Here is a 24,690-nt window from a genome sequence, read left to right as displayed (position 1 = left end):
TGATCGAACTCCGGGCGTGCGACGGCCGGTCGGCCCGTGCCGCGGCCCTTCGCGAGCGGGCGCGCGAGCCGGTCCGGCACCCCTCCCGCGGCCCCTCCGCGGGCCGGTCCGGACGCGGTTTCGGCGGCCGGCGCGGAAGCGGGCGCGGTGCGGGCGCGGATTCCGCTTCCGCGGGCGTCCGGGAAGGTGCCGGAAAGGGGCCGTCGGCCGCCTGGGAGCGGGCTTCGGCGCCGCCGGTTCCCATACTGATCAAGTCTCCGCCAACTGCTGCCGGAGCCGTGCGGGCCGCCAAGCCCGCGCCTAGCATGGACGGTTGGATGTCACCGGTACGACGCTGGCAACCGAGGGCGATTACCGAGGCGGGACAATGGCGCGACAGGACCGAGCCGAGCGGACGCGCCAGGCCCTGCTTCGGGCTGCCGCCGACGAGATAGCCGAAAAGGGGTACGCGGGCGCCTCGCTGGCCCGGATCAGCGCCGCGGCGGACGTCACCATCGGCGCCCTGACGTTCCACTTCGCGTCCAAGGCCGCGCTCGCCGAGGCGGTCAGGGACACCGGCTGCGCGCTCACCCGGCGCGCGCTGGCCTCCCTCTCGGCGGCCTACGGGTGCCCCACCCCGCCCGGGGAGGGGGAGATGCGGCGGGTCGTCGCCTTCACCCGCACCCTCGCGCGCCTGCTGGAGGACGAGCCCGCCGTACGGGCCGCCGCCCGCCTCGCGTGGGACTTCCCCGACGACGGCAACACCTGGTACGCGATGTGGCTGCCGTCCCTCGGCCAACTCGTCGAACGGGCCCGCCCGGACTTCGCCGGCTGGACGACCGCGGAGGCGGTCACCGCCACGGCGGTCTCCGTGGTGACCGGCGCGGAGTTCGCGGCCCGCATCGGCGTGCCGCGCGGCGCGACGGCCGGGCTGTCCCCGTGGGAGCACGTGGACCGCGTGTGGGGGCTGGTGCTCGGGGCGCGGGCGCCGCTCCTGGTGGCCGGCGACGAGAACCCGGTGGGTGCGGTGACGGCTGCGCCGCCGGTCCGTACGGAGTCGGGCGGGCGCCGCCCTTGCCGGTCGGTTCCGTAGGGGACGTACGGGGCGCGCGGAACGTACGGGGCGCACGGAATGTACGGGGCGCGCGGACGGTACGGGGCGCGCGGGGCGCGTAGCGCCTTCCGTTGACGCCGTCACGCCCAGCGCCCCGCGCTCCCAGCGCCCCGCGCTCCCAGCGCCCCGCGCTCCCAGCGCCCCGCGCTCCCAGCGCCCCGCGCTCCCAGCGCCCCGCGCTCCCAGCGCTCCGGGCGCCTCCTGGCCCGCGCCCCAGGCGCCACCCTGCACCGCGCACGCACCTCATGCACCCCATCCCGACGCGGATCAACACCCCGTCAGAGCGCCCGAGCGCGCCTCCCCGGGACTTCGCGAAGTCGTCCGCGATCCGCCCGCCGACTCCGAAAAAATAGCGAACGTTCTTTATTGTCCTGCTGTAGGCCGTCCACCCACCCCACCTCCCCGGGGGCCAGTCCCTTGTCCGTTCCCGCATCTCCCACCGCCGTTCCGCCGCTCCTCCCCGCGCGGCCGACCAGCACCCAGGACGTGTGGACCGAGGAACTGTGCAGACGGCTGTTCGTCTCCTTCGCCAGGGCCGACCATCACCTCAAGGGCGAGCAGTACGTACGCGGGCTGCTCACCGCCCCCGGCCGCAAGTCCATCCGCAACATCGCCCGGACGCTGGACGACTCCGGCGCGGCCCAGCGCCTGCACCACTTCATCTGCAACGCCCCGTGGAACTGGCACGCCGTCCGCGAAGCCCTCGCGCACTACCTCGTGGAGCGCGCGCGGCCGCGCTCCTGGGTCGTACGCCCGATGCTCATCCCCAAGTCGGGTACGAACTCGGTCGGCGTCCACCGCCGCTTCGTCCCCGCCACCGGCCAGCTGGTCAACGGCCAGCTCGCGTACGGGCTCTGGTACGCGGGCCGGAGCCTCGACGTCCCCGTGGACTGGCGTCTGCACCTGCCCGCGCCGGCCACCGACGCCCATGCCCCCGCCGCCGCCCCCGGTGACGACGGCGTGGCCGACATCCTCGAACTGGCGCGGCGGGCCGCGACCCCGGTGCCCGAGGACATCGCCCCGATCATCTGGGACAGCCAGATGCACCACGCAGGCGACGTGGTGGGCGCGCTCGCCCCGCTCGGCCTGCCCGTCATGGCCCGGATGCCCGGCTCCCTCGCGCTCCACCTGGTGGACCGCGGCGGGCGCCCGTCCCGCCGCGGCGTCCTGCGCGCACAGCGCGTGCTGGCCGCACCGGAGCGTTTCGGTCTGCCGGTGCACGACGTCGCTCCCGGTGTACGGGCCGTACTCGCCCGGGTCGTTCCCGCGCGCGCGGGCGACGAGGGCCGTGAGCTGCTGCTCTACGCGCAGCGGTACGAGGACCCCGACGCGTACGCGGGAGGTCACGGGCCGGGCGCCCGCGCGGACTTCTGGCTGACGACGCCGACCGGGCAGACCCCGGCCGACCTGCACCAGCTCACGAGGACCGCCGCGCGCGTCGCCCGCGACAGCGTCCGCACCGGAGGCCGTACGGGATTGCGGGACTTCGAGGGCAGGTCGTACGACGGCTGGCACCGGCATATGACCCTCGCCTCGGTCGCGTACGCCGTCCGGTCGCTCACCGCGCTCGACGCCGCACGGCCGGGCCGCGGCCCCCGGCTGCCGTTGCGCTCGCTCCCGCAGTCCGCGCCGTATCCGTACGCGTACGACTACGGGCACGCCGGGCCGCCCCTCACCCTCGCGGGGTGAAGGGCGGTTGCGCACAGCGGGCGCGGCAGGCGCCCGGGGCTCGGCTCAGCCGCCGAAGGTCCAGCTCAGGGAGCCGTCGGCGGTCGCCAGCGTCGCCAGGATGATCAGGTCCACCGCGCCGAGGGCCATGCCCAGGACGGCACGGAAGCGCCGGGTGGTGTTGCGCGCCAGGGCCAGCGCTCCGAGTACGAGGGCGATGGGGCCGAGGATGACGTTGGCGACCAGGGTGCCGACGAGGCCGAGGACGAACGCGGCCACGGCCATGCCGTCGGCCTGCCCGCGCGGCGCGGTGCGCTCCGCTTCGGTGGCCGGTTTGGAGTCGACGGCCGGCTTGGCGTCGGCCGACGGCTTGGTGTCGGTGCCGGCGGCGGGCTTGTTTCCGGTGGTGAGGGTGGTCATCGGGATGCTCCCTCGGTCTTGGTGGTGTGGTGGCGGCGCTCGCGGATGGCGAAGACGAGCAGCCAGCAACCGATGGCCACTGCCGCGACGATCGTGACGGGGACCGGGAGATGTGCCGCGGTACCCACCACAATCCCCAGTAGGAGGAGGGCTGCGACAAGGAAGAGCATGATCTGCCTTTCCAACTTGGAGGACAGTTGTTCACTCAGGTTCCCAGTGTAGGGGTGGAGAAACTGAGAGAACGGTTGTTTACTGGATGACATGAGTCACAGTCACACCGGCGGCGTCCGCCAGGCCCAGAAGCAGCGCACCCGACAGGCCCTGCTCGACGCGGCGCTGGACCTCCTGGCGGAACAGAGCCTGAGCAGCATGGGGTTGCGCGAGGTGACGCGCGCGGTCGGCGTCGCCCCCACCGCCTTCTACCGGCACTTCCGCGACCTGGGCGAACTGGGAGTCGCCCTGGTCCAGGAGTCGTTGAGCAGTCTGCACACGACGGTCCGCGCGGTGCTCGCCGAACAGCACGGCGCGGAGGAGCGGATCGACCACACGGTGGCGGTCGTCGAGCGGTACGTACGCGAACACCCCGCGCACGTGCGGTTCATCGCGCGCGAACGGCACGGCGGCGTACGGGCCGTACGGCAGGCCATAGCCGACGAACTGGATCGTTTCGCCACGGAGGTCGCGGCGGCGCTCAAGACCCAGCCGGTGTCGGACGGCTGGAGCGACGAGGACGTACGGATGCTGGCGGAGCTGTACGTGGACCGGCTGGTGATGACGGCGTCGGCGTTCCTGGATGTGAGCGATGGGGAGGGGCCGGGTGAGGGAGAGGGTTCGGAGCGGTGGCAGATGGTTGCCGGGACTGCGCGTCGGCAGCTGCGTCTGATCAGTGTGGGGCGGCAGCATTGGCGCGATGCCGTTTCCTGATCGGATGTGTCTGTGGCTGGTCAAAAAGTGTCGTTAGTACGTTAGTTGGCTCAATTGTCAGTGGGTGGGTCTAGCGTTTGTCGTGAGTCAACTACGCGAGTAGCGGGAGGCGGACATGGCGGCGAACGAAAATGCCCAACCACCGATGACGTGGCGGTATTGCGGCGATCAAATCAAGCTGTGGCGAGGTCATGCACAGGTCAGTCGGGATCAGTTGGCCGAGGAGGCGGATTATGCGGCCGAGTATGTGAAGTCGATGGAGCAGGGCCGACGAAAGCCGACGAGCCATCTGCTTCGGGTCGCGGATCAAGTGTGCGGCGCGCATGGAATGCTGACGGCGGCGGAGGAGTACCTGAAGCCGGAGAAGTTCGCGTCGTACTCGGCGGATTACATGCTGCACGAGGCCGACTCGATCGTGCTCCAGTTCTTCCAGGTCTGCCTGGTGCCGGGACTTCTCCAGACCGAGGCGTATGCCCGGGCGTTGATCAGTGGGCACTGGCCTCCGCTGGACGCCGAGACGATCGAGCGCCGGATCAGGTCGCGTCTGGATCGCCAGGCCCTGCTGAACGATCCGACGAGGTCCTTCAGCTTCGTGATCCGCGAGCAGGTGCTGCACTGCTCTATCGGGGACAACGAGATGCACAAGGAGCAGTTGCTCCGAATGCTGGAAGTCGGCGAACAGTACAACGCGTCCGTTCAGATCCTCCTCGACAGTGACCTGATCACCCCGGCGTTGCATGGCCCGTTCGTCCTGCTGGAGACGGCTCAGCACGAGAACCTCGCCTACACGGAGATTCACATGGGCGGCGTGATCTACGCCGAACCGGAGAGGGTCAGCGTTATGCGCCAGCGATACAACGAGCTCCTCAAGCGAGCGCTCAGCCCGCGGGACTCAGCCCAGTTCATGCGGAAGATGGTGGAGAACCTGTGACCGTCTGTGTGTGGTTCAAGTCCAGCTACAGCGACTCGCTCGGTGGTGAATGCGTAGAGATAAGCACCACCCCGCCGGGCGCTATACGTGTCCGGGATTCGAAGGACCCGAAGGGTCCCCAGCTCGCGTTCGGGGCCACTGCTTGGGCCGAGTTCCTGCCGTACGCATGTGGCGGTGTTGCCGGCCCGGCGTGAACGGGTAACACGCCAAACCCAGCAGCGCGGCGGAGAGGTGGCCGATGTCGGTGAAGGTGAGGTTGTCGAAGAGGGGGATCGCGTAGAAGACGAGGACGCCTGCGGCGTATACGTAGCGGAGGGGGCGCCAGGGGAGGCGGTACGTGAGAACGGCCGCAACGCCGGCCATCGCATAGCTGACGCCGACGTCCAGCGTGTCGACGGCGGAGTGCGGCGCCGCGCCCGTATGGATGGCGAGGGCGAGGATGCCTTCGCTCAGGTACGTGGCGCCGATGTGGGTGACGCCCATGACCGCGAGCCAGCGGCGGGTGCCGAGCCAGCGTTCGGCGGGGACGTGGAAGACGTTGTAGAGGACGAAGTAGTAGAGCCAGTTGCCGCCGCCGAGCCAGAGTGCGCTGGTGAGGAGTACCCGGCCGGGTGAGTGCAGCAGGTTGTTGATGTTGGTGGAGCGGCGTTGCAGGACGTGGTCCAACGTGTCGGGCGCCAGGTGGTGCATGATCACCGACGTCACGAAGAGGATCGCGAGCCAGGTGAACGTGCCGGGGGCCCGGCGTACGTAGGACCAGGCCGCGCGGGCCAGGGTGGCCGGGCGGAGCGCATCCCTCATGGCGCATGTATACGCCATGGTGCGCGGCCCGTCGTATCGCACGGGGTCCGTACGGCGCGTGTGGCGCAGAACACAGGTTTGGCCGAAATAACCGGGGAGGTCGTCCCCGTTTAACCAGACGTCCGACTGAAGCGGGGGATCACTCCCCGCTTGGCGGATCACCGGCTTCCGGGCCCGCCCCGGACGCACAACCGCAAAGCACCATCCGGACGCACGACCCGGACGCACGACCCGGACACGAAGAAACACGACGACGAGAGGAACGTGCCGACATGACCGCCACCCGGTCCCGCACCCGCGCCCCCGGCGCATGCGCGGCGACGCCACCGCATCGGCTGCGCGCGGACGCGCTGCGCAACCGGGAGCGGATCATCGGGGCGGCCCGTGAGGCGATGGTCGAGTTCGGGGCGGAGATCCCGCTCGATGAAATCGCTCGACGTGCCGGGGTCGGCAATGCGACGCTCTACCGTCACTTCCCGGATCGCCTGGAGCTGATCCACCACGTCACGCTCTCCGTCATGCACCGCACCGCGGACAAGGCGGAGTCCGCGCTCGCGGAGGAGTCCGATACCTTCCGAGCGCTGAGGCGCTTTGTCTTCGCCGCGGTCGAGGAGCGGATCGGGGCCCTGTGCCCGCTGCTCTCGGACGGTGTCGACAAGGACCACCCCGACCTGCTCGCAGCGCGTGAGCGCCTGGAGGGAGCCGTCGAGGCCCTGATGGGTGCCGCGCGCGACAGCGGCCAGCTGCGTACCGACATCGCCGTCGGTGACCTGATGGTCGCGCTCACCCAACTGACACGGCCGCTGCCTGGAAGCGGCTGTACCGACTTCGACCGGTTCGTATACCGGCATCTGCTGCTGTTCCTGGACGGCCTGCGGGCGCCGGCGCGCTCCGAACTGCCCGGTTGCGCGGCCACGCTGGAGGATCTTCGGCACAGCTAGCGCACCGTACGGGGGATTCGAGACCCGGCCAGGGCCCGCCCGGCCCGGCCGGGGAGAGTTGACGTCCGATCGCCGGCGGGCGGCCATGCGCCGCCGTGGCGACGGCCGCCGACGTCCGGCCACCGCGCCCTCGATCCTCCCGGCACGGCCACCGGCGTCCCGGAAGCGGACCCGTCCGTACACGGACCTGTCGCACAGAGACAGCTTCGGCTGCCCGCCGTACACGAACCGTCGTACACGGACTGCCATACCCGAACCGCGGCGCACGCACGGCGGTAGGCGAACCGTCGTACGCGGAGCGCCGTACACGAACCGCCGTACCCGGACCGGCACCCGCAGGACCGCCGTACACGTAGCCGATCAACACCTGATCAACACGCACTCAACACCAGCTCAACACCACACCAGCACCGTTCTTTCACTTACCGACGCCCACCGTCGTCCGACAACGCTTACCCACACCAAGCCCACGTCCCGTTTTTCGCTCACGCACCGCTAGGTGGACCCACCCATGTCTGAATCGGCCACGAACGTCGATCCCCGGCGCTGGAAAGCGCTCATATTCATCGCCCTGGCGCAGCTCATGGTCGTGCTCGACGCGACGATCGTGAACATCGCACTGCCCTCCGCACAGGCCGATCTCGGCATCTCCGACGCGAACCGGCAGTGGGTCATCACGGCGTACGCCCTCGCGTTCGGCGGTCTGCTGCTGTTCGGCGGCCGGGTCGCCGACCTGTTCGGCCGTAAGCGGACCTTCGTCATCGGCCTGGTCGGCTTCGCGCTGGCCTCGGCCCTCGGCGGCGCCGCGTCCAACGAGGGCGTACTGCTCGGCGCGCGCGCCCTCCAGGGCGTCTTCGGCGCGCTGCTGGCGCCGTCCGCGCTGTCGCTGCTCGCGGTGACGTTCACCGAGGCGCGGGAGCGGGCCAAGGCGTTCGGCATCTTCGGCGCCATCGCCGGTGGTGGCGGTGCCGTGGGCCTGATCCTCGGCGGCGTGCTGACCGAGTACATGAACTGGCGCTGGACCTTCTTCGTCAACATCCCGTTCGCCGTGATCGCGGCGGCCGGCGCGCTGCTGGTGATCCGCGAGCCCGCGGGCAGCCGCAACCCGTCCCGCCTGGACGTGCCCGGCGTCATCCTGGCCACCCTCGGCCTGGTCTCCCTGGTGTACGGCTTCACGCGCGCCGAGTCCGACGGCTGGGGCGCCGGGATGACCGTCGGCCTGTTCGTGGCCGCCGCCGTGCTGCTCGCGGCGTTCGTGCTCGTCGAGTCGAAGGTCAAGTCCCCGCTGCTGCCGCTGCGGGTGCTCACCGACCGCAACCGGGCCGGCGTCTACACGTCGCTGGGCCTGGCCGTCATCGGCATGTTCGGTCTGTTCCTGTTCCTGACGTACTACATGCAGATCGTGAAGGGATACACGCCGGTCACGACCGGTCTGGCCTTCCTTCCGATGATCGTCGGCATGATCACCGGCTCGACGCAGATCGGCGCCCGGCTGATGACCCGCATCCGGCCGCGGCTGCTGATGGCCCCGGGCTTCCTGCTCGCCGCCGTCGGCATGCTGATCCTGACGCAGATCGACCTGGACACGTCCTACCCGGCGCTGATCCTGCCCGCGTTCCTGCTGCTCGGGCTCGGCATGGGTACGGCCTTCATGCCCGCCATGTCGCTGGCCACGCACGGCGTCCAGCCCCGCGACGCGGGTGTCGCCTCGGCGATGGTCAACACCTCGCAGCAGGTGGGCGGCGCGATCGGTACGGCCCTGCTGAACACCATCGCGGCCAGCGCCACCACCGCGTACGCCACCTCCCACGCGAAGGGCGCCGCCTCGGTGGACCTGCTCAAGCTGGAGTCGATGGTGCACGGCTACACCGCGGCGATCTGGTGGGCGGTCGGCATCCTGGCCGTCGCGGCGGCCATCGCGTTCACGATGGTGACCACCGGGCACCAGGGCGGCGGTCCGGTCGCTCGCTCCGGTGACGGGGCGGACGCGGCCGAGGGCGCGGACGCGGAGGCGGACGTGCCGATTCCGGTCATGGCGCACTGAGCATGCGCGTACGGGCCTGCGGCCGATGACGGCTACAGGCCCGTACTTCCGGGCCAGGCCCGTACTGCCGGGCCGGTCCGTACTGCTGGGCCAGGTCCGAACTTCCGGGCCAGTCCGTACTTCCGGGCCAGGCTCGTACCCGCCGGGCCAGGTCCGCACTGTCGGGCCAGTCCGTACTGTCGGGCCGGGCCCGTACCGCCCGTACCGCTGGTCGCCCCAGCAGGTCCGGTCCCCTCGGCGCCGATCGGCCCCGGCTCCTCAGCGGAGCCAGGGCAGGTCGGCGCCTTGCGGTTGCAGGCCGTCGGCCACCGTGCGGCAGATGGCGGCCAGCTGGCCGATCTGCTCGGGGCTGAGCCGGTCGAATATCGCCGCCCGTACGGCGGCGACGTGGCCGGGCGCGGCCTTCTCCAGGACCCGCAGGCCCTCGTCGGTCAGGACGGCGTTCTGGCCGCGCTTGTCCGAGGGGCAGTCCTCGCGCCGGACCCAGCCGCTCTTCTCCAGGCGGGCCACGGCGTGCGAGAGCCGGGAACGGGTGATCTTGGCGTTCTGGGCCAGTTCGGTCATCCGCAACCGGCGCCGGGGGGCCTGGGAGAGCTGGACGAGCAGGCCGTAGTAGACGTGCGGCATACCTGCGTCACGCTGCAGCTGGCGGTCGAGATGGTCCTCCAGGAGCGTGGTGGCGTGCAGGTACGACTGCCAGGCGTACTGCTCTTCGTCGCTGAGCCAGCGGGGCTCACCTGCGGGTTCGGTGCTCATACCATCCACTGTCTCACCGCTCCGCCATTTCTTGAAGTTTTAACAATGAATGACGGGACGGAGATATGCAGGTGAGCCCTCCTGTGACGGTCCCCGGTTTTTTCAGGAACGCTCCGAAACAGGGGCAATCTGTTCAGGAATCGGCGGAAATCAGCCGCTGGGCGCGCACAGCCGAAGCCAGCGCCCGGTCGTCGCCGTCGTCGGCCCAGGCCGCCGCGTCCAGCGCGGTGTCGGCCATCTTGATGACGTGCTCGTCACCGTGCGCGGCGGAACGCGCGAAAATCTCCTCCGGCGTACGGGGGCCGAAGTCCTCCAGCGGCGGCAGCGCCTCGGGTGCCGCGTAGATCGAGGTGATCGCGGCGCTCGCCGTCCAGACCGCGCCGAGCGACGCCGCCCACAGCTCGCGGGGGAGCGCGGGCAGGGTGCGCAGGACGGCGTTCGGGGCGGTGGCGGTGTGCACCATCAGGACGCCGTGGCCGTGCCCGTGATCGAGATAGTGGTGCACGGTGGCCTGGACGAGCGCGGTGAGCTGGGCGCGGACGGCGTCCGGATCGTCGTGCGGCACGCGCAGCGACTCCGCGGTGGCCTGCCAGCCCGGGGTGCCGGGGAGCTGGGCCAGCCCGTCGAGCGGCAGCACCTGCTGCTCGGGGACGGGCGGAAGGGCGGCCAGCGCCTCGGCGGGCGAGGCGGTGCCGGTGGGGTTCACCGAGACGGGCAGGGTGGCGTGACGGGCGGCCCAGTAGCCGAGCGCGTGCGCCAACTCCGCGATGCGCGGCGCCTCTTCACCGTCCTCCAGGAGCGTACGTACGACGTGGCCGACCCGGATGACGGGGTGCGTCGCGGCGCCGGCGATGCCGGGCAGCAGCCGCGGCCACCACTCGGCGAGGACGTCCCGCCACGGGCGTTCGGCGACCAGCCGGGCGAAGTACGCGGTCCAGTCGGTGACCCGGCGCGAATCACCCAGCGCCTCATGCCAGTTGGTGTCGGTGACCGCGTCCTGCGGACTCGGCACGTCCTCCAGTTTCGTTTCGTAGTCGTCGAGCCAGCGGTGGACGGTAGCCGCCTGCCCGTGCCGGACCAGGGCCTCCACCGCCATCGGCCCGTGATTGGCGAGGAATCCCCGAAACTCGGGACCCGAGGTGTGCAGGCGCTCCAGAGCTTCGTCGAGGGTGCCGCTCGTGGTGTCCATGGCCCGAGGCTAGGTCGGCGCGGCGGACGGCCGTAACGGACGCCGGACCTACGCCCGGGTACGGCGATGGTCGTAAGGCCCGGCCACGGCCCGCCCTCGTTTCCCGCCGCCATACCCGACAGAGGGTGTCGGGTATGGCGGGGAGGGTGGGCGCATGACGAGCGACGAGGCAGGCGAGAGCGGCGGGACGACCGGAGCGAGGCCCGAAGCCAGGCCCGGGCCCGGCACCGGGGCCGAGGGCGGGATCGGCGGGGGAGTGGCGTGGGCCGGGTTCGCGGCGGCGCAGCCGGGTTTGGCGCGGCAGGTGGAGGAGCGTTTCGCCGCCCACCGGCACCACGTCCTCGGCACCCTCCACGCCGACGGCGCACCGCGCCTCACCGGCATCGAGGCGGACTTCCGCGCCGGCGAGCTGTGGCTGGGCATGATGGCCAACTCCCGTAAGGCACTGGACCTGCGGCGCGATCCGCGGTTCGCGCTGCACGCCAACCCGGGCCCGGGTACGGACATGGAGGGCGGTGACGTACGGGTCGCCGGGCGGGCCGTGGAGGTGACCGATCCGGCGGTGCTCGCGCGGTACACGGCCGAGACGCGACCGCCCGAGCCCTTCCACCTGTTCCGCGCGGAGCTGACCGAGGTGGTCCGTACGTACGTCGAGGACCCGCACATCGTGCTGGAGACCTGGCGGCCCGGCGGGCCCCTGCGCACCATCCGCCGGGGGAACGGCGCCGAGCCGCCCGAGGTCACGGCCGCGCCCGGGTAGGACGGCGGACGGGTAGGACACAGGGCGGGAGCGGGCGGCACCGCCGTCCGCCTCCAGCTGCCGGCTGTTGACGCGCACCGAGTGGACGCGGGTGTGAGAGCCATGGCGGTGACGCCAGAGCCTCAAGCGCGATCGAGGTCAAGGCGCCGGCAGGGCGGGGGCGGCTGGGACGGGGACGGCTGGGGCACGGGGTGCCTCAGTGGGTGGGGCGGGGGTGGCGGCCTGCCTGGTGTGCCCGGTGCGCTCCGTGTGCCCGGCGCGGGCGGTGTTCCCCGTGGGGCTCGCGGGTGCGGTGGGTACGGAAGACGTACAGGGAGACCACGAGCATCACCGCTCCCATGATCAGACCCATCCGCACCGACTCCAGGATGGACGGTCCGGACGCGCCGCCGGAGATGCTGTACAGGTAGCCCATCGCGCCACCGAACAGCACGGCGTACGACAGGGACCGTACCTCGGTGATCAGGGACGACTGGACGCGCACCAGCGCCAGGCCGAGCACTCCGGTGACGGCGGCCGCGATCAGGCCCAGCAGCCAGGCGTGGCCCAGTGACGAGCCGCTGGTGCGGTCGACGAAGGCGGTCCACAGGCCGTAGAGGGCCGCAGCGGCGACGGGCAGGGCCAGGGTGGCGGGGGACATGCCGCGCGACTTCGGGCGCGACGTGGACGGCGACGGCGACGGTGACGGCGGCTGCGACTGGGCCCGGGGCTGCGGGTCGGCGGTCGCGCCGTGCGGGCGGACGGGTGTCTCCATGACGGGCTCCTCTCACTCGCCCCCACTCCAGGCCACACCCGGGCCCCGCCACCGTCAACCGGAGCGGTTGGTGTTCCGGCCCGGTCCCGCGCGGCCGGCCTTCCCGTACGTACCGACGTGCGTACCGACGTACGTACCGACGTCCCGGAAGACGACCCCGGCCGAGGTGGCATAGGCCAGCTTGATCCGGTTAGGACTACTGGTCACACAACCCAAGAGGCATCCCCTCGCCGGACCGCCCGGGCCGGAAGCCCCGTCCGGAAGGCCCGACGGCCGTCGCCACCGGGCCGGAAGGCCCGTGGCCGGACGGCCTTCGGTCCCGTAGGTCCGCTCCTGGGCAACCAGAAGCGGGTGCGGGCCGTCTTGAGGGGTGGGAGAGCATCCACGGGCGGCGCTGCCCGGGGGGGAACGGCTCCGTGTCGATGGTGCGGGAAGTCTCACGGACGCAGTGGTTGCAGAGGTCCGTGAGGCCGCCGAGGTCGGCCTCCGTGGCCGTTCTGACCTGCACTTCCCGGTACTCCGGCGGCATCCGGCCTCCTCGGTGGGGACGCAGGGTACTGCATGATCACAAAAATAGGTGTGCGGCAGGGGAATTCTGTCCGGATTCCAGCCGTTGTTTCCTTCGGAAGGGGTACACGGGCCTCGCACCCGGTGTCCCACCGCCACCATCCCGCGACCGACTCACGCAGACTCATCGCAAAGGGAGCACACGCATGGCAACCCGTGCCGTCGCCCGACGTCAGGCCACCAGCAGCGGTGCCGACGGGGCCAACAGTGTTCGCGCCGTAGGCGGGGAGATCGCCGACCGCGACCTGGTCGGCATGTACCTCGACGAGATCGCGCGAACACCCCTGCTCGACGCCGCCAGGGAGGTCGAGCTGTCCCAGACCATCGAAGCGGGCGTCTACGCCCGGCAGATCCTCGACGGCGTCGTCGAGGACGGCAACGCCGCCGGCGGCACCCGCGAAGAGCTCGAAGCGCTGGCGGAGGAGGCCGAGAAGGCCAAGGACGTCTTCATCCGGTCCAACCTGCGTCTGGTCGTGGCGGTCGCCCGCCGCTATCCGCGCGCGGGCCTGCCCCTGCTCGACCTGATCCAGGAGGGCAACGCGGGCCTGGTGCGCGCCGTCGAGAAGTTCGACTACGCGAAGGGCTTCAAGTTCTCGACGTACGCGACGTGGTGGATTCGCCAGGCCATCACCCGCTCCATCGCCGACCAGTCGCGCACGATCCGGCTGCCCGTCCACCTCGTGGAGGAGCTGGGCCGCATCCGCCGCGTGCAGCGCGAGTTCAACAGGGAGAACGGCCGCGACCCGGAGCCCGCCGAGGTCGCACAGGAGCTGGGCTCCACGCCCGAGCGCGTCACGGACGTCCTGGACTGGGCCCGCGACCCGGTCAGTCTGAACATGTCGGTCGACGACGAGGGCGACACCCAGTTCGGCGACCTGCTGGAGGACACCTCCGCGGCCTCGCCCGAGCAGTCCGTCCTGACGCTGCTGCGCAGCGAGGAGCTGGAGGACCTCATCGACCGGCTCGACCACCGTACGGCCTCGATCATCAAGGCGCGGTACGGCATCGAGGACGGCCGCGAGCGCACCCTCACCGAGGTCGGCAAGCAGCACGGCCTGACGCGTGAGCGCATCCGGCAGATAGAGAAGCACGCGCTGCTGGAGCTGAAGCGGATGGCGCGCGACACGGGCTTCGACGCGGCGGCGTAGGGGCGCTCGCGCCCCGCGGCAGTGGTGGCCTGACGTGTGGCGCGCGTGCCCGGAGTTCCCCGAGCTTTCCGAGTTCGCCGAGTCCTCCGAATGCCCTGAGTGACCCCTTCCCCATAGACGAGCCCCGGTGCCGACTCCCCCCTCTGGCGCCGGGGCTCTTTGCTGTCCGCTCGGCCGCGTATCCGACGGTCCTCTCGCGCCTGGCCGTGCCCGAGGCTGCCCACTGGTGTCCGTTTACGTTGATCGAGTGCCCGGATGTGTTTACTTCCTGCCCTTCTGGTCGTACCTTGGGCGTGAAACCACACGATCGGGCATGAGGCAGGCGCGAAACCACCATGTACGCAGCGGAGCGGCAGCAGGAGATCCTGCGTCTGGCGCGGGAGAGCGGGCGGGTCGACGTCCTCTCGCTCGCCGAGGAGTTCCAGGTCACCGCCGAGACCGTGCGCAGAGACCTGAAGGCCCTGGACCGGGCCGGGCTGGTGCGCCGGGTGCACGGCGGCGCCATCCCCGCGGGACGTCTGGACTTCGAGCCGGACCTCGCCGAGCGGGACACCGTCGCCGCCGACGAGAAGCAGCGCATCGCGCGGGCCGCGCTCGCCGAGCTGCCCGGCGGCTCCGCGCCCGGCAGCGTGATCCTCGACGCGGGCACCACGGCCGCCCGGATCGCCGCCGAACTGCCGCTGGAGGCCGAGCTGACCGTCGTCACCCACGCCCTCCCGGTCGCCGCCCGGCTGGCCGACCACCCCGGCCTGACCCTGCACCTGGTCGGCGGCCGCATCCGGCACCGTACGCGGGCCGCGGTCGACGACTGGGCGCTGCGCGCCTACCGCGAGATCAACGCGGACGTGGTGTTCCTGGCGACCAACGGCTTCTCCCTGGAGGGCGGCCTGACCACGCCCGACCTCGCCGAGGCGGCCGTCAAGCGGGCGGCGGTCGCCGCCGCGCGGCGGGTCGTGCTCGTCGCGGACAGCAGCAAGTTCGGGCAGGTGCACTTCGCCCGCTTCGGCGGACTCGACGACGTGGACCTGCTCGTCACGGACACCGGGCTCAGCCCCGACGACGCCCTCGCCATCGAGCGCGCGGGCACGGAAGTAGTGCGCGCATGATCCTCACCGTCACCCCCAACCCCAGCCTGGACCGTACGTACGAGATCCCGGCCCTGGTGCGCGGCGCCGTGCTGCGGGCCGGCGCCGACCGGATCGACCCGGGCGGCAAGGGCGTCAACGTGTCCCGGGCCGTCGCCGCGGCCGGGCACCGCACCCTCGCCGTGCTGCCGCTGGGCGGGCCGGCGGGCGCGGCGCTCGGCGGGCTGCTCGAAGCCGAGGGCATCGAGGTCGCGGGCGTACCGGTCGCCGGGCAGACCCGCTCGAACATCTCCGCCGTCGAACCGGACGGCACCCTCACGAAGATCAACGCGGCGGGTCCCGAACTGACCGCGGACGAGTCGCGGGCGCTCCTGGACACCGTACGGAACCGGTCGGCCGGGGCGGACTGGATCGCCTGCTGCGGCAGCCTGCCGCGCGGCCTGGCGCCCTCCTGGTACGCGGAACTGGTCGCCCAGGTGCACCGCGCCGGCGCCCGGATCGCCCTCGACACGTCGGGGCCGTCGCTGACCGAAGCGCTCCGGGCCCGGCCCGACATCGTCAAGCCGAACGCGGAGGAACTGGCCCAGGCCGTGGGCCACCCGCTGCGCACCGTCGGCGACGCGGTGGAGGCCGCGCGCGAACTGCGGGTGCTGGGCGCTGGCGCGGTGCTCGCCTCCCTCGGCGCGGACGGACAACTCCTCGTCGACGAGGACGGCGAGCACTTCGCCTCCGCTCCGGTCGCGACCGTACGCAGCAACGTCGGCGCGGGCGACGCGTCGCTGGCCGGGTTCCTGGCGGCGGGCGGCACCGGCGTACGGGCCCTGGCCGCGGCCGTGGCGTACGGGGCGGCGGCCGTGCAGCTGCCGGGGAGCGCCATGCCGACGCCGAAGGATCTCGATCCTTCGGCGGTGGTGGTGGCCCGCACCGTGCCGGTGGGAGCGGTGCTGCGGGAGCCGGTGGGATGAACGGGGCGGGGCTGAGCGGGGCGGGGTTGAGCGAACCGGTTTCCGTCGGGACCGGGTGTGGACTTGAAGCGAGCGAAGGAGCCCGCGATGAGTGAGCTGATCACCGCGGAACTGGTCGATCTGGACCTGTCCGCCGGTACCAAGGAAGCGGCGGCGCGGTCGCTGGCCGAGCGGATGGCCGCGCGCGGCCGGGTCACCGATCTGGCGGGCTTCCTCGCGGACGTGGCCGCGCGCGAGGCCCAGATGCCGACCGGCCTGGACGGCGGCATCGGCATACCGCACTGCCGCAGCGAGCACGTCACCGAGCCGACGCTCGCCTTCGGGCGCAGCGCCGCCGGGGTCGACTTCGGCGCCGCCGACGGCCCGGCCGACCTGATCTTCCTGATCGCGGCACCGGCGGGCGGCGACGCCGATCATCTGTCGATCCTGTCGACGCTGGCCCGGCACCTGATGGACGAGGAGTTCACGGGCGCGCTGCGCGCGGCGGACGACCCGGCGACGGCCGCGGCCCTCATCCGCGGCGAGGAGCCGCGGGCCGTGACCGAGCCGGAAGCCGTACCCGAGCCGCAGGCCGTGACCGAGCCGGCGACCGTACCAGGGGCGACGGCGGCGGTTCCCGAGCCGGAAGCCGTACCCGAGCCGGAAGCCGTACCCGAGGCGACGGCGGCTCCCGGGGCCGACGTCGGGCCGCAGGCAGCGGCCGCTTCCGCAGCCCCCTTCCGTATCGTCGCCGTCACCTCCTGCCCCACCGGCATCGCCCACACCTACATGGCCGCCGAGGCGCTGGCCAAGGCGGGCAGGGAGGCCGGTGTCGAGCTGGTCGTCGAGACGCAGGGGTCGGCCGGGTTCAAGCGGCTGGACCCGGCGGTCGTCGCCGCGGCGGACGGCGTGATCTTCGCGCACGACGTGGAGGTGCGGGACAAGGCGCGGTTCGCCGGGAAGCCGACGGTCGACGTCGGGGTGAAGGCCGGCGTCAACCGGCCCGCCGAACTGATCGCGGAGGTACGGGAGAAGGCCGCCCGGGGCGACACCTGCGCCCCCGCGGCGGCCGGCCCCGCCGCGCCCATGGACCGGGACGGCGAGGCGGGTGACGGCTTCGGCACCCGGCTGCGCAAGTGGCTGATGACCGGCGTCAGCTACATGGTGCCGTTCGTCGCCGCGGGCGGGCTGCTGATCGCGCTGGCCTTCGCGATCGGCGGGTACGGCATCAACAAGGCGCCGTCCGTCGCCGAGCACTTCGTATGGGGCGAGTCCGCGAGCTGGGCGGCGCTGCTCTTCCAGATCGGCAACGTCGCCTTCGGCTTCCTCGTCCCCGTACTGGCGGGCTTCATCGCGTACGGCATGGCCGACCGGCCGGGCCTGGTACCCGGGTTCGTCGGCGGCTCGATCGCGCTGACGGTCAACGCGGGCTTCCTCGGCGGGCTGATCGCCGGTCTGCTCGCGGGCGCGGTGGTGATGGCGGTCCAGCGGGTCGAGGTGCCGCCCGCACTGCGCGGGATCATGCCCGTCGTCGTCATTCCGCTGCTCTCGTCGGCGGTCGTCGGATTCCTGATGTTCCTGGTGGTCGGCAAGCCCATCGCCGCGCTCCAGAAGGCGCTGACCGACTGGCTGAGCGGGCTGTCCGGCGCCAACGCCGTCATCCTCGGCGTCATCCTCGGGCTGATGATGACCTTCGACCTCGGCGGCCCGCTCAACAAGGTGGCCTACGCGTTCGCCGTGGGCGGCCTCGCCAACCCCAACGACGGCAGCCTGAAGGTGATGGCCGCGGTGATGGCGGCCGGCATGGTGCCGCCGCTGGCGATGGCGCTGGCCACGACCGTACGCGGCCGGCTGTTCACCCGTACCGAGCGGGAGAACGGGAAGGCGGCCTGGGTCCTGGGCGCGTCGTTCATCACCGAGGGTGCGATCCCGTTCGCGGCGGCCGACCCGCTGCGCGTCATCCCGTCCGCGATGGCGGGCGGCGCGGTGACCGGCGCCCTGTCGATGGCCTTCGGCTGCACGCTGCGCGCCCCGCACGGCGGCATCTTCGTGGTGCCGCTGATCGGACAGCCGCTGCTGTACCTGGTGGCCGTGCTGGCCGGTACGGCGGTCACCACCGCCCTGGTCGTCCTCCTGAAGGGCCTGCGCAAGCCGGCCGCGCCGCAGGCGGCCGCCGAGGCGGACCGGGCTCCGGCCGAGAGCACACCGGTGGCGGTCTGACGCACCGAGCGCAGTACGACGGTGGCCGGTCCCCTCGGGGACCGGCCACCGTCATGCCGTCAGGGCCGCGCGGGCCGTGCCGTACGTACGCGGGATCAGGCCGCGCTGCCCGCCTGCCACTCGCTCCACGACATGTTCCAGCCGTTGAGGCCGTTGTCCGGCTTCACGGTGCTGTCGGGCGAGTTCTTGACGACCACGACGTCACCGACGAGCGAGTTCTTGAAGAACCAGCTGCCGTTGGTGTTGCCGCCGCCGCCCTTGTTGTCCTGGAGGCCGACGCAGCCGTGGCTGGTGCCGGACCTGCCGAAGATCGACGGGCTGCCCCAGTAGTTGCCGTGGATGAACGTTCCGGAGCTGGACAGCCGCATCGCGTGCGGGACGTCCTTGATGTCGTACTCACCGCCGAAGCCGACGGTCGAGCCGTCCATGCGGGTCTGCTCGAACTTCTCCGAGATGACCATCTGGCCGTTGTACGTCGGGTTCTTGGGGCTGCCGCCGGAGATCGGGATCGACTTCACGGTCTTGCCGTCCTGGACCACGGTCATGGTCTGGGTGTTCATGTCGACGGTGGAGACCTGGGAGCGGCCGATGGTGAAGGTCACCGTCTTGGACTGCACACCGGTGATGCCCTGGCCGCCCTTGACGCCGTCCAGGTCGATCTTCAGCGTGACCTTGGAGCCGGCCTTCCAGTACTGCTCGGGGCGGAAGTCCAGGCGCTGGGCGCCGAACCAGTGCCCGACGACCTTCTGGCCGCTGCTGGAGGTCACCGTGATGTGGGACTGGACGTCCTTCTTGTTGCTGATGACCTTGTCGAAGTTGAAGGACACCGGCATGCCCACGCCGACGGTCTTGCCGCCGTCGGGCGTGTAGGAGCCGATGAAGCTGTTCTTCGAGGAGACGGTGGTGAAGGTGGCGTTCTCGGTGGCCGCCCGGCCCTTGTCGTCCTTGGCGTTGGCGACCAGCTTGTACTTGGTGCCCCGCTCCAGCTGCGCCGACGGCTTCCAGGAGGAGCCGTCGGCGGCTATCGAGCCCTTGACCACGGCGCCGTTGTCCGCCTGCACCAGCTTGACGTCGGTCAGCTTGCCGCCGCTGACCTTCACCCCGGTGTCGTTGATGCTGGCGTTGGTGGCGCCGTCCTTCGAGGTGACCGAGATCTTCGCCTCGGAGGCGTCCTTGGCGGCCGCGGCGTCCGCGCCGGCCTGCCCCTTGCCGTCCTTGCCGCCCGCCGAGGCGTCACCACCGCAGGCGGACAGGGCCAGGGCACCGGCGGCGAGAAGGGAGGCCGCCGCGAGACCGCGACGCAGCCGGCGCTTGGTGCGGGACGGTGCGGTCGGCGCGGTGTTGTCCGGCAGTGTCACGGGCTGCTCCATGCAGGGGTGTTGTAAGTCAGTGCTGGTAAACAGCAACTACGGGCGGGTTTGGTTGCACTCCCGACTCCCCTGTGAGGAACGTCACATGAGGGGTGGCAGGGGAGCGTCGGTCGGACCGGACAGCCAGGCGCGTACGGGGTCGCCGTGTTCGTCCAGGCCGGGCGGGGCGTGCGGGGCGGTGACCGGTGTGGCGGACAGCCGCAGCGGACTGCGCACCTGCGGAGTACGGTCCGCGCCGACCGGCACGACCGGGTCCAGGCCGAGCCGGTCGGCCAGCCGCAGCGCCTCGCCGACCGTGTTGACCGGACCGCACGGCACTGAAGCGGCGGTCAGCCGCTCGGTCCAGGTCGCGGGCGTCTCCGCCGCCAGCCGCTCTTCCAGCTCCTTGACCAGTTCGGTGCGGTGGCGCACCCGGTCCTGGTTGCGTGCGAAACGCTCGTCCTCGGCGAGCCGGGGCGCGCCCAGCGCGTGCGCCAGTGCCCGGAACTGCCGGTCGTTGCCGACCGCGACGGCCAGTGGCGCGCCGTCCCGGCAGGCCAGCGTCTCGTACGGGGCGATGCTCGGGTGCCGGTTGCCCATCGGGCCGGGGTCGCGGCCGGTGGCCAGGTGCCCGGACGCCTGGTTGACCAGCGCGCCGAGCAGCGACGACAGCAGGTTCACCTCGACGTGCTGCCCCTGCCCCGTACGGTCGCGGTGGCGCAGCGCGGCCAGGACGGCGGTGGTGGCGTCCTTGGCGGTCAGTACGTCGACGAGCGCGACGCCCGCCTTCAGGGGCGGGCCGCCCGGTTCGCCGGTGATGCTCATCAGGCCGCCGGTGGCCTGGACGACGAAGTCGTAGCCCGGCAGGTGCGCGCCGGCCCCGGAGCCGAAGCCGGTGATCGAACAGTGCACCAGGCCGGGGTGGGCGGCGGTGGTCGCCGCGGGGTCCAGGCCGTAGCGGGTGAGCGCGCCCGGCCGGAAGTTCTCGATCAGTACGTCGGCCCGGCGGGCCAACTCGCGGGCCGCCGCGGCGTCGCCGGGGTCGGTGAGGTCCAGGGCGAGGCCCCGTTTGGAGCGGTTGGCGGCGTCGAAGTAGGCGGCCGTGCCGTCGGGCGAGAAGGGCGGGCCCCAGGCGCGGGTGTCGTCGCCGGAGCCGGGCCGCTCCACCTTGATGACGTCGGCGCCGAGGTCGGCCAGGGTGGCGGCGGCGAGCGGGCCGGCCAGGACCCGGCTGAAGTCGGCGACGAGGACGCCCTCCAGGGCCTTCGGCGTGGCGGGCGCCTCCTGGGCGCCGCGCGGGGCGGGCGGCTGCGGCACGTGCGTACTCCTCACGTCGGGAGGGCGGTGTGCCACATGCTCGTGGACGATCTTGGGTGGGGGGAAGGGGGCGTCCGCGTACGGGCGGGGGGCGGACGGGGCTGTGCGCGGGCGGGGCGGGGCGCGTACGAGGCGTCCGCGTGCGGACGGGGACCGGGCGCTAGCCGGGAAGGTGTAGGAAATTCCTCACTTGTGGGACTTAAGTCCCTTCAATCCCCTGACGCAGGTCCCTGACATGGTGTCTACTACTGAAGTCCGCCCGCCGGGGCCAGCACGGGCCCGGAACCGCACCGTCGCGCACCCGACCTGGAGGACCGCATGTTCCCCTCCGTCCCGCTCCTCCAGCAGATCGGCCTGGCCATCCTGCTCACCGTCACCGTGGGCTGGGCCGTGGGCCAGGCCCGGATCGTGCGCGGGCACCGCTTCGAGATTCCGTCCACGAACGGCCCGAGACCGCTGCTGCGCGCGGTACCGCGGCAGACCGGCCCGGCCGGGCCGCCCTCCGAGCGGGTGGAGCTGAGCGCCGCCGAGCGGGAGGCGTTCGCCGGACTCGTACGGCAACTGGACGGCAACGAGCGGCACTGAACGGAGCCGGGCCGCACTGAACGGAGCCGAGCGGGCGCCAACCGGCGCCGCGGGCCCGGTACCTGGAGCCGCGGCCCGGCGTCAGCGCACCGGACCGAGTTTCAGCAGCGCCAGCGAAGCCAGCATCTGCACCGCGACCGCCACCGCCGCCTTGACGGTGGACAGGTGGTGCTGGCCCCTGATGAGCAGGATCGCCAGCAGGTAGCCGAAGCCCCAGGTCGACCAGGCCACGGCCTGGACGAGGGTCGAGCCGTGCGGCAGCCACGTCGCGAGCACCAGCCGCGGCAGATCCGTGATCCAGAACAGCACGATGAACAGGCTGACCGTCGGCTCGAACCTGCCGTTCCCGCCGATCGTGCGCGCTATGGCATGTGTGACCATGCCCAGCGCCAGACTGGCGACCAGCACGCCCGCCTCCGCGATGGCCGCCAGCTCCAGCGCCTGCCGGTGGTCCATGCCCCACTGCTTGCGGAAGGTGTCCACCGAGAGGATGCCGAGGGCGCCGCTGACCAGGCACAGCAGGATCGCCGCGCTCCAGGCGCTGCGGTCGCGCGCCTCGTCCATCACCTCGACCGGCCGGTACCAGAGCCCGAGGAACAGGCGGTGCCACCACAGCCGGCGCCGGTTCGGCGGGTCCGGTTTCTTCTTGGGCGGTGGCTGGACGAGCGTGGGGGGAGGCGGCGGAGCGGACATACGGCCCGTTCTACCACCGGAGTCAGGAGGGCGGCTGCGACGGGTGGAGGTCAGGGCAGGAGGGGTAGAGGTCGCGGTACGACGGGAAGCGGCCGCCCGGAGTGTCCACCGTCTCCGCCGCCAGTACGGCCTTGACCACGGCACGGGTCAGCGCGTCCGCCCCCGCGGCCAGGATCTCGTTGAGCGCCCCGGTCGTGGCGTGCGCCCCGAACACCGGGTCGGCCGCGGCCTCTTCCGGCACCAAAGGCCGGTCCCCTGTGGCGAGCGCGAAGACCGTGTCGCCGTCGGTGAGCAGGTGCACCGGCCGTACCGCGCGGGCCAGCCCGTCGTGCGCGGTGCCCGCCAGCTTCTGGGCCTGGGCGCGGGTCAGGTCCGCGTCGGTCGCGACGACGGCGAGGGTGGTGTTAAGGGGCGGGCGCACGGAAGCGGCCCAGCGGCGCTCGGATTCCGTACGGGCCTCGGCTAGGCGGCGCTGCGCGGCGGCGTGCGCGCCGGGGGTGGGCAGGCCGGGCGAAGACGGGGCTGCGGCAGGCAGGCCGGAGGCGGCCGGGCCGGTGCCGGTTGCGGGCGCCGCTTGTGCCGACTGAGCGCACACCTCCCCGTACTGCCCGTAGAGCACCCCGGTACGCGGATCGACCACCGAGCCCGCCGCGTTGACGGCTACCAGCGCGGCCACCGTGACGCCGGACGGCAGGACCAGGCTCGCGGTGCCGATGCCGCCCTTGAGGCCCCCGGCGACCGCGCCCGTACCGGCGCCGGTGTTGCCCTGGCCGACGGGCGCGCCCGGGTCCGTACCCGCGGCGTCCTCGATGGCGGCGCGACCCAGGGCGGCGTCCGGGCGGGCATGCCAGTCGCCGCCCCGCCCCAGGTCGAACAGCGCCGCGGCCGGTACGACGGGGACGACCTGCGCCGGGTCCGGGCCGACGCGGTAGCCGCGGCCATGCTCCTCCAGCCAGGCCACCGCCCCGGAGGCGGCGTCCAGGCCGAACGCGCTGCCGCCGGTGAGGACGACCGCCTCGATGCGCTGGACCAGGTTGCGCGGGTCCAGGGCGTCCGTCTCGCGGGTGCCGGGCCCGCCGCCGCGTACGTCCACGGCGGCGATGACGCCGCCTTCGGGTGCCAGTACGACGGTGGTGCCGGTGAGCCGCCCCTCGCCCACGCGCCGCGCGTGGCCGACCCGCAGCCCGGCGACATCGGTCAACGCGTCCCGGGGCCCCGGGCGTTGTGGCTCCGCCTCCGCCGGGGCGAACGCGGTGGTGGCGTGGGGCGCGGGTGCGCCGTGCGGTTCCCGGGCGTCAGCGTCGTCGGCCATGGCACATGCGTACCACGGGTGACGCGGTGGCGGTACGGGCGGTGGCGGGCCGCGGATGGTGGCCCGCCCGCCCCGGTGACCAGCTGGTCAGGGGCCCGTCAGGTGGTCAGTGGCCCGCCGGGCCCATCACGATGACCGGGTGCTGGGCCGGGTCCAGCGTCCGCAGCAGTTCCTCCATCACCTCGGGTTTGAGGCTGATGCAGCCCTGCGTCGGGCCGTTGTGGTCCACGTGCAGCCAGACGCCGCCGCCCTTTTCCGCGCCCTGCGGCCGCCGCTGGTCCAGCGGCGAGGAGCCCTTGACGCGGTTGTAGTCGATGGCGATCACGTAGTTGAAGGCGCCGCCCAGCGGCTCGCCCTCCACGCCGGTGCCGTGCGCGACGAAGCTGTCGTTCCGGTCGTACGGCAGCTTGGTGCCCTCGGGGGGCGTCAGCTTGCCGCCCGCGTCGCCGAGCGTGAACACGCCCTGCGGCGAGCGCAGGTCGCCGTAGTGGTGGTCCTTGGTCCAGCCCCGGGACGCGTTGTGCGCCGCCCAGGTGGCGCCGGGCCGCCAGTCGTCGGACTTCTCGGCGCGGGTGTACAGGACGACGGACGAGTCGTGCTGATCCGCACCCTTGCCGGTGACGACCAGGACCTGCCGGGAATCGGCCGGGATCTGCTTGCGCACGGCATCGCTCAGCCCCGGTATCGCGCGCTGCGCCGGGGCCGCGGCGCCGCCGGCGGCGTGGTGCGCGGGGGCCTCCGGTGCCGAGGGGGCCGGGCGGGCCTGCTCGGCGTGGCGACCGCCGTGGTCGTCGCCGGAGGCGGGCCAGGCCCACAGCGCGGTACCGACGAGCGTGGTCAGGGCGAGGCCGCTCACGGCCTTGCCGCGACGGGTCATCCTTATTCGCGTACCGCGTTGCTGGGCGTGGCGGGCGACCATGTCGTGGCGTCTCCTCGCCCGTCGGCTCCGGGCCGGTGGGCTGTCGTAGGTATAAAACGGGCAATCCGCACCCTACACCGTCCGGGGAAACACCCGGCACCGGTCCTCGTGGTCTTTATGCGTCACGAGGGGCCAATGGCCGAAAGGCACGGGACCTTTGGCCGGAACGGTCGGTTCCGTGGGCCTGGACGGGCGTGGGACGACCGGCCTGGCCTCTGCGGGCCGTGTGCCCGTGTGGGCCACGGGCACACGTATGTGGCGGTCGGTCAG

At 72.2% G+C, this 24,690-nt stretch carries 24 protein-coding genes and 2 pseudogenes; 13 read left to right on the top strand and 13 right to left on the bottom strand.

The window, feature by feature from the left end; all coding sequences use genetic code 11:
- Positions 1 to 367: 367 nt before the first annotated feature.
- Together ACFV57_RS04105 and ACFV57_RS04100 are read left to right on the top strand one after the other, a co-directional pair.
- Positions 368 to 1,072: a TetR family transcriptional regulator gene (locus tag ACFV57_RS04105; RefSeq protein WP_385225432.1), complete on the top strand. Its 705-nt coding sequence runs from the start codon at positions 368 to 370 to the stop codon at positions 1,070 to 1,072.
- Positions 1,073 to 1,510: 438 nt separating this feature from the next.
- On the top strand, positions 1,511 to 2,782 hold the full coding sequence (locus tag ACFV57_RS04100) for an IS701 family transposase (protein WP_385225430.1): 1,272 nt from the start codon (positions 1,511 to 1,513) through the stop codon (positions 2,780 to 2,782).
- Positions 2,783 to 2,827: 45 nt separating this feature from the next.
- On the opposite strand, the gene ACFV57_RS04095 is transcribed toward ACFV57_RS04100, so the two are convergent.
- Together ACFV57_RS04095 and ACFV57_RS04090 are read right to left on the bottom strand one after the other, a co-directional pair.
- Positions 2,828 to 3,181, bottom strand: coding sequence for a hypothetical protein (locus ACFV57_RS04095; RefSeq protein ID WP_385225428.1), 354 nt, complete (start codon positions 3,179 to 3,181; stop codon positions 2,828 to 2,830).
- Positions 3,178 to 3,309 (bottom strand): hypothetical protein, encoded by a 132-nt coding sequence (locus ACFV57_RS04090; protein WP_385225645.1) that lies wholly within the window; start codon positions 3,307 to 3,309, stop codon positions 3,178 to 3,180. Before ACFV57_RS04090 ends, ACFV57_RS04095 begins: the two co-directional genes overlap by 4 nt.
- Before the next feature lie 133 nt (positions 3,310 to 3,442).
- Here ACFV57_RS04090 and ACFV57_RS04085 point away from each other — a divergent pair, with 133 nt between their 5' ends.
- The 3 genes and pseudogenes from ACFV57_RS04085 to ACFV57_RS04075 form a co-directional block, all read left to right on the top strand.
- Positions 3,443 to 4,105 carry a TetR family transcriptional regulator gene (locus ACFV57_RS04085; protein ID WP_385225426.1) on the top strand — a complete coding sequence of 221 codons (663 nt, stop codon included), beginning with the start codon at positions 3,443 to 3,445 and terminating at the stop codon, positions 4,103 to 4,105.
- Between the two features lie 115 nt (positions 4,106 to 4,220).
- Positions 4,221 to 5,036, top strand: a complete 816-nt coding sequence (locus ACFV57_RS04080) for a helix-turn-helix domain-containing protein (RefSeq protein ID WP_385225424.1) — start codon at positions 4,221 to 4,223, stop codon at positions 5,034 to 5,036.
- Positions 5,033 to 5,134 (top strand): annotated as a pseudogene (locus ACFV57_RS04075) (DUF397 domain-containing protein); the annotation flags it as partial. The gene ACFV57_RS04080 and the pseudogene ACFV57_RS04075, both read left to right, overlap by 4 nt.
- Here the strand turns inward: ACFV57_RS04075 and ACFV57_RS04070 are convergent.
- Positions 5,118 to 5,837, bottom strand: coding sequence for a rhomboid-like protein (locus ACFV57_RS04070; protein WP_385225422.1), 720 nt, complete (start codon positions 5,835 to 5,837; stop codon positions 5,118 to 5,120). The pseudogene ACFV57_RS04075 and the gene ACFV57_RS04070 sit on opposite strands and share 17 nt — an antisense overlap.
- Positions 5,838 to 6,109: 272 nt before the next feature.
- Here ACFV57_RS04070 and ACFV57_RS04065 point away from each other — a divergent pair, with 272 nt between their 5' ends.
- Together ACFV57_RS04065 and ACFV57_RS04060 are read left to right on the top strand one after the other, a co-directional pair.
- On the top strand, positions 6,110 to 6,778 hold the full coding sequence (locus tag ACFV57_RS04065) for a TetR/AcrR family transcriptional regulator (RefSeq protein ID WP_385225420.1): 669 nt from the start codon (positions 6,110 to 6,112) through the stop codon (positions 6,776 to 6,778).
- A gap of 511 nt (positions 6,779 to 7,289) precedes the next feature.
- Positions 7,290 to 8,822 carry an MFS transporter gene (locus ACFV57_RS04060; RefSeq protein ID WP_385225418.1) on the top strand — a complete coding sequence of 511 codons (1,533 nt, stop codon included), beginning with the start codon at positions 7,290 to 7,292 and terminating at the stop codon, positions 8,820 to 8,822.
- 258 nt (positions 8,823 to 9,080) lie between these two features.
- On the opposite strand, the gene ACFV57_RS04055 is transcribed toward ACFV57_RS04060, so the two are convergent.
- Together ACFV57_RS04055 and ACFV57_RS04050 are read right to left on the bottom strand one after the other, a co-directional pair.
- The gene (locus ACFV57_RS04055) at positions 9,081 to 9,578 is read right to left on the bottom strand and encodes a MarR family winged helix-turn-helix transcriptional regulator (RefSeq protein WP_385225416.1); all 498 of its coding nucleotides are present in this window, start codon (positions 9,576 to 9,578) and stop codon (positions 9,081 to 9,083) included.
- Between the two features lie 133 nt (positions 9,579 to 9,711).
- Positions 9,712 to 10,767: a questin oxidase family protein gene (locus ACFV57_RS04050; protein WP_385225414.1), complete on the bottom strand. Its 1,056-nt coding sequence runs from the start codon at positions 10,765 to 10,767 to the stop codon at positions 9,712 to 9,714.
- 154 nt (positions 10,768 to 10,921) lie between these two features.
- Between ACFV57_RS04050 and ACFV57_RS04045 the strand changes: the two genes are divergently transcribed.
- The gene (locus ACFV57_RS04045; RefSeq protein WP_385225412.1) at positions 10,922 to 11,527 is read left to right on the top strand and encodes a pyridoxamine 5'-phosphate oxidase family protein; all 606 of its coding nucleotides are present in this window, start codon (positions 10,922 to 10,924) and stop codon (positions 11,525 to 11,527) included.
- Between the two features lie 196 nt (positions 11,528 to 11,723).
- Here the strand turns inward: ACFV57_RS04045 and ACFV57_RS04040 are convergent, their stop codons facing one another.
- The 3 genes and pseudogenes from ACFV57_RS04040 to ACFV57_RS04030 form a co-directional block, all read right to left on the bottom strand.
- Complete coding sequence (locus tag ACFV57_RS04040) at positions 11,724 to 12,281, bottom strand: hypothetical protein (RefSeq protein WP_385225410.1); 558 nt, start codon at positions 12,279 to 12,281, stop codon at positions 11,724 to 11,726.
- 54 nt (positions 12,282 to 12,335) lie between these two features.
- A complete protein-coding gene (locus tag ACFV57_RS04035; protein ID WP_385225643.1) occupies positions 12,336 to 12,488 on the bottom strand; it encodes a hypothetical protein in 153 nt (50 codons plus the stop codon).
- Positions 12,489 to 12,617: 129 nt separating this feature from the next.
- Positions 12,618 to 12,810: pseudogene (locus ACFV57_RS04030) on the bottom strand (GNAT family N-acetyltransferase); the annotation flags it as partial.
- A gap of 184 nt (positions 12,811 to 12,994) precedes the next feature.
- Here ACFV57_RS04030 and ACFV57_RS04025 point away from each other — a divergent pair.
- The 4 genes from ACFV57_RS04025 (at position 12,995) to ACFV57_RS04010 (ending at position 18,245) form a co-directional block, all read left to right on the top strand.
- Positions 12,995 to 13,996 (top strand): RNA polymerase sigma factor RpoD/SigA, encoded by a 1,002-nt coding sequence (locus ACFV57_RS04025; protein WP_385225408.1) that lies wholly within the window; start codon positions 12,995 to 12,997, stop codon positions 13,994 to 13,996.
- Between the two features lie 335 nt (positions 13,997 to 14,331).
- Positions 14,332 to 15,102 carry a DeoR/GlpR family DNA-binding transcription regulator gene (locus tag ACFV57_RS04020; RefSeq protein WP_031008731.1) on the top strand — a complete coding sequence of 257 codons (771 nt, stop codon included), beginning with the start codon at positions 14,332 to 14,334 and terminating at the stop codon, positions 15,100 to 15,102.
- Positions 15,099 to 16,046 (top strand): 1-phosphofructokinase, encoded by a 948-nt coding sequence (gene pfkB, locus ACFV57_RS04015; protein WP_385225406.1) that lies wholly within the window; start codon positions 15,099 to 15,101, stop codon positions 16,044 to 16,046. Before ACFV57_RS04020 ends, pfkB begins: the two co-directional genes overlap by 4 nt.
- Positions 16,047 to 16,133: 87 nt before the next feature.
- Positions 16,134 to 18,245, top strand: coding sequence for a fructose-specific PTS transporter subunit EIIC (locus ACFV57_RS04010; protein WP_385225404.1), 2,112 nt, complete (start codon positions 16,134 to 16,136; stop codon positions 18,243 to 18,245).
- 95 nt (positions 18,246 to 18,340) lie between these two features.
- Here the strand turns inward: ACFV57_RS04010 and ACFV57_RS04005 are convergent, their stop codons facing one another.
- The gene (locus ACFV57_RS04005; RefSeq protein ID WP_385225402.1) at positions 18,341 to 19,615 is read right to left on the bottom strand and encodes an Ig-like domain-containing protein; all 1,275 of its coding nucleotides are present in this window, start codon (positions 19,613 to 19,615) and stop codon (positions 18,341 to 18,343) included.
- 81 nt (positions 19,616 to 19,696) lie between these two features.
- Complete coding sequence (locus ACFV57_RS04000; protein ID WP_385225400.1) at positions 19,697 to 20,911, bottom strand: CaiB/BaiF CoA transferase family protein; 1,215 nt, start codon at positions 20,909 to 20,911, stop codon at positions 19,697 to 19,699.
- 318 nt (positions 20,912 to 21,229) lie between these two features.
- On the opposite strand from ACFV57_RS04000, the gene ACFV57_RS03995 reads away from it, so the two are divergent.
- The gene (locus ACFV57_RS03995; RefSeq protein ID WP_385225398.1) at positions 21,230 to 21,496 is read left to right on the top strand and encodes a hypothetical protein; all 267 of its coding nucleotides are present in this window, start codon (positions 21,230 to 21,232) and stop codon (positions 21,494 to 21,496) included.
- Between the two features lie 81 nt (positions 21,497 to 21,577).
- Here ACFV57_RS03995 and ACFV57_RS03990 read toward each other — a convergent pair whose 3' ends face one another.
- From ACFV57_RS03990 to ACFV57_RS03980, 3 genes are all read right to left on the bottom strand, one after another.
- A complete protein-coding gene (locus ACFV57_RS03990; RefSeq protein WP_385225396.1) occupies positions 21,578 to 22,189 on the bottom strand; it encodes a YIP1 family protein in 612 nt (203 codons plus the stop codon).
- Positions 22,190 to 22,211: 22 nt separating this feature from the next.
- Positions 22,212 to 23,501 (bottom strand): P1 family peptidase, encoded by a 1,290-nt coding sequence (locus ACFV57_RS03985; protein ID WP_385225394.1) that lies wholly within the window; start codon positions 23,499 to 23,501, stop codon positions 22,212 to 22,214.
- A gap of 106 nt (positions 23,502 to 23,607) precedes the next feature.
- On the bottom strand, positions 23,608 to 24,378 hold the full coding sequence (locus tag ACFV57_RS03980; protein ID WP_385225392.1) for a L,D-transpeptidase family protein: 771 nt from the start codon (positions 24,376 to 24,378) through the stop codon (positions 23,608 to 23,610).
- Between the last annotated feature and the right edge of the window lie 312 nt (positions 24,379 to 24,690).

The sequence above is a fragment of the Streptomyces sp. NPDC059788 genome (assembly GCF_042732265.1).
Taxonomy (GTDB): Bacteria; Actinomycetota; Actinomycetes; order Streptomycetales; family Streptomycetaceae; genus Streptomyces.
Note: the sequence above shows the minus strand (reverse complement) of the source record. Positions and strands in the feature narration are given on the sequence as shown.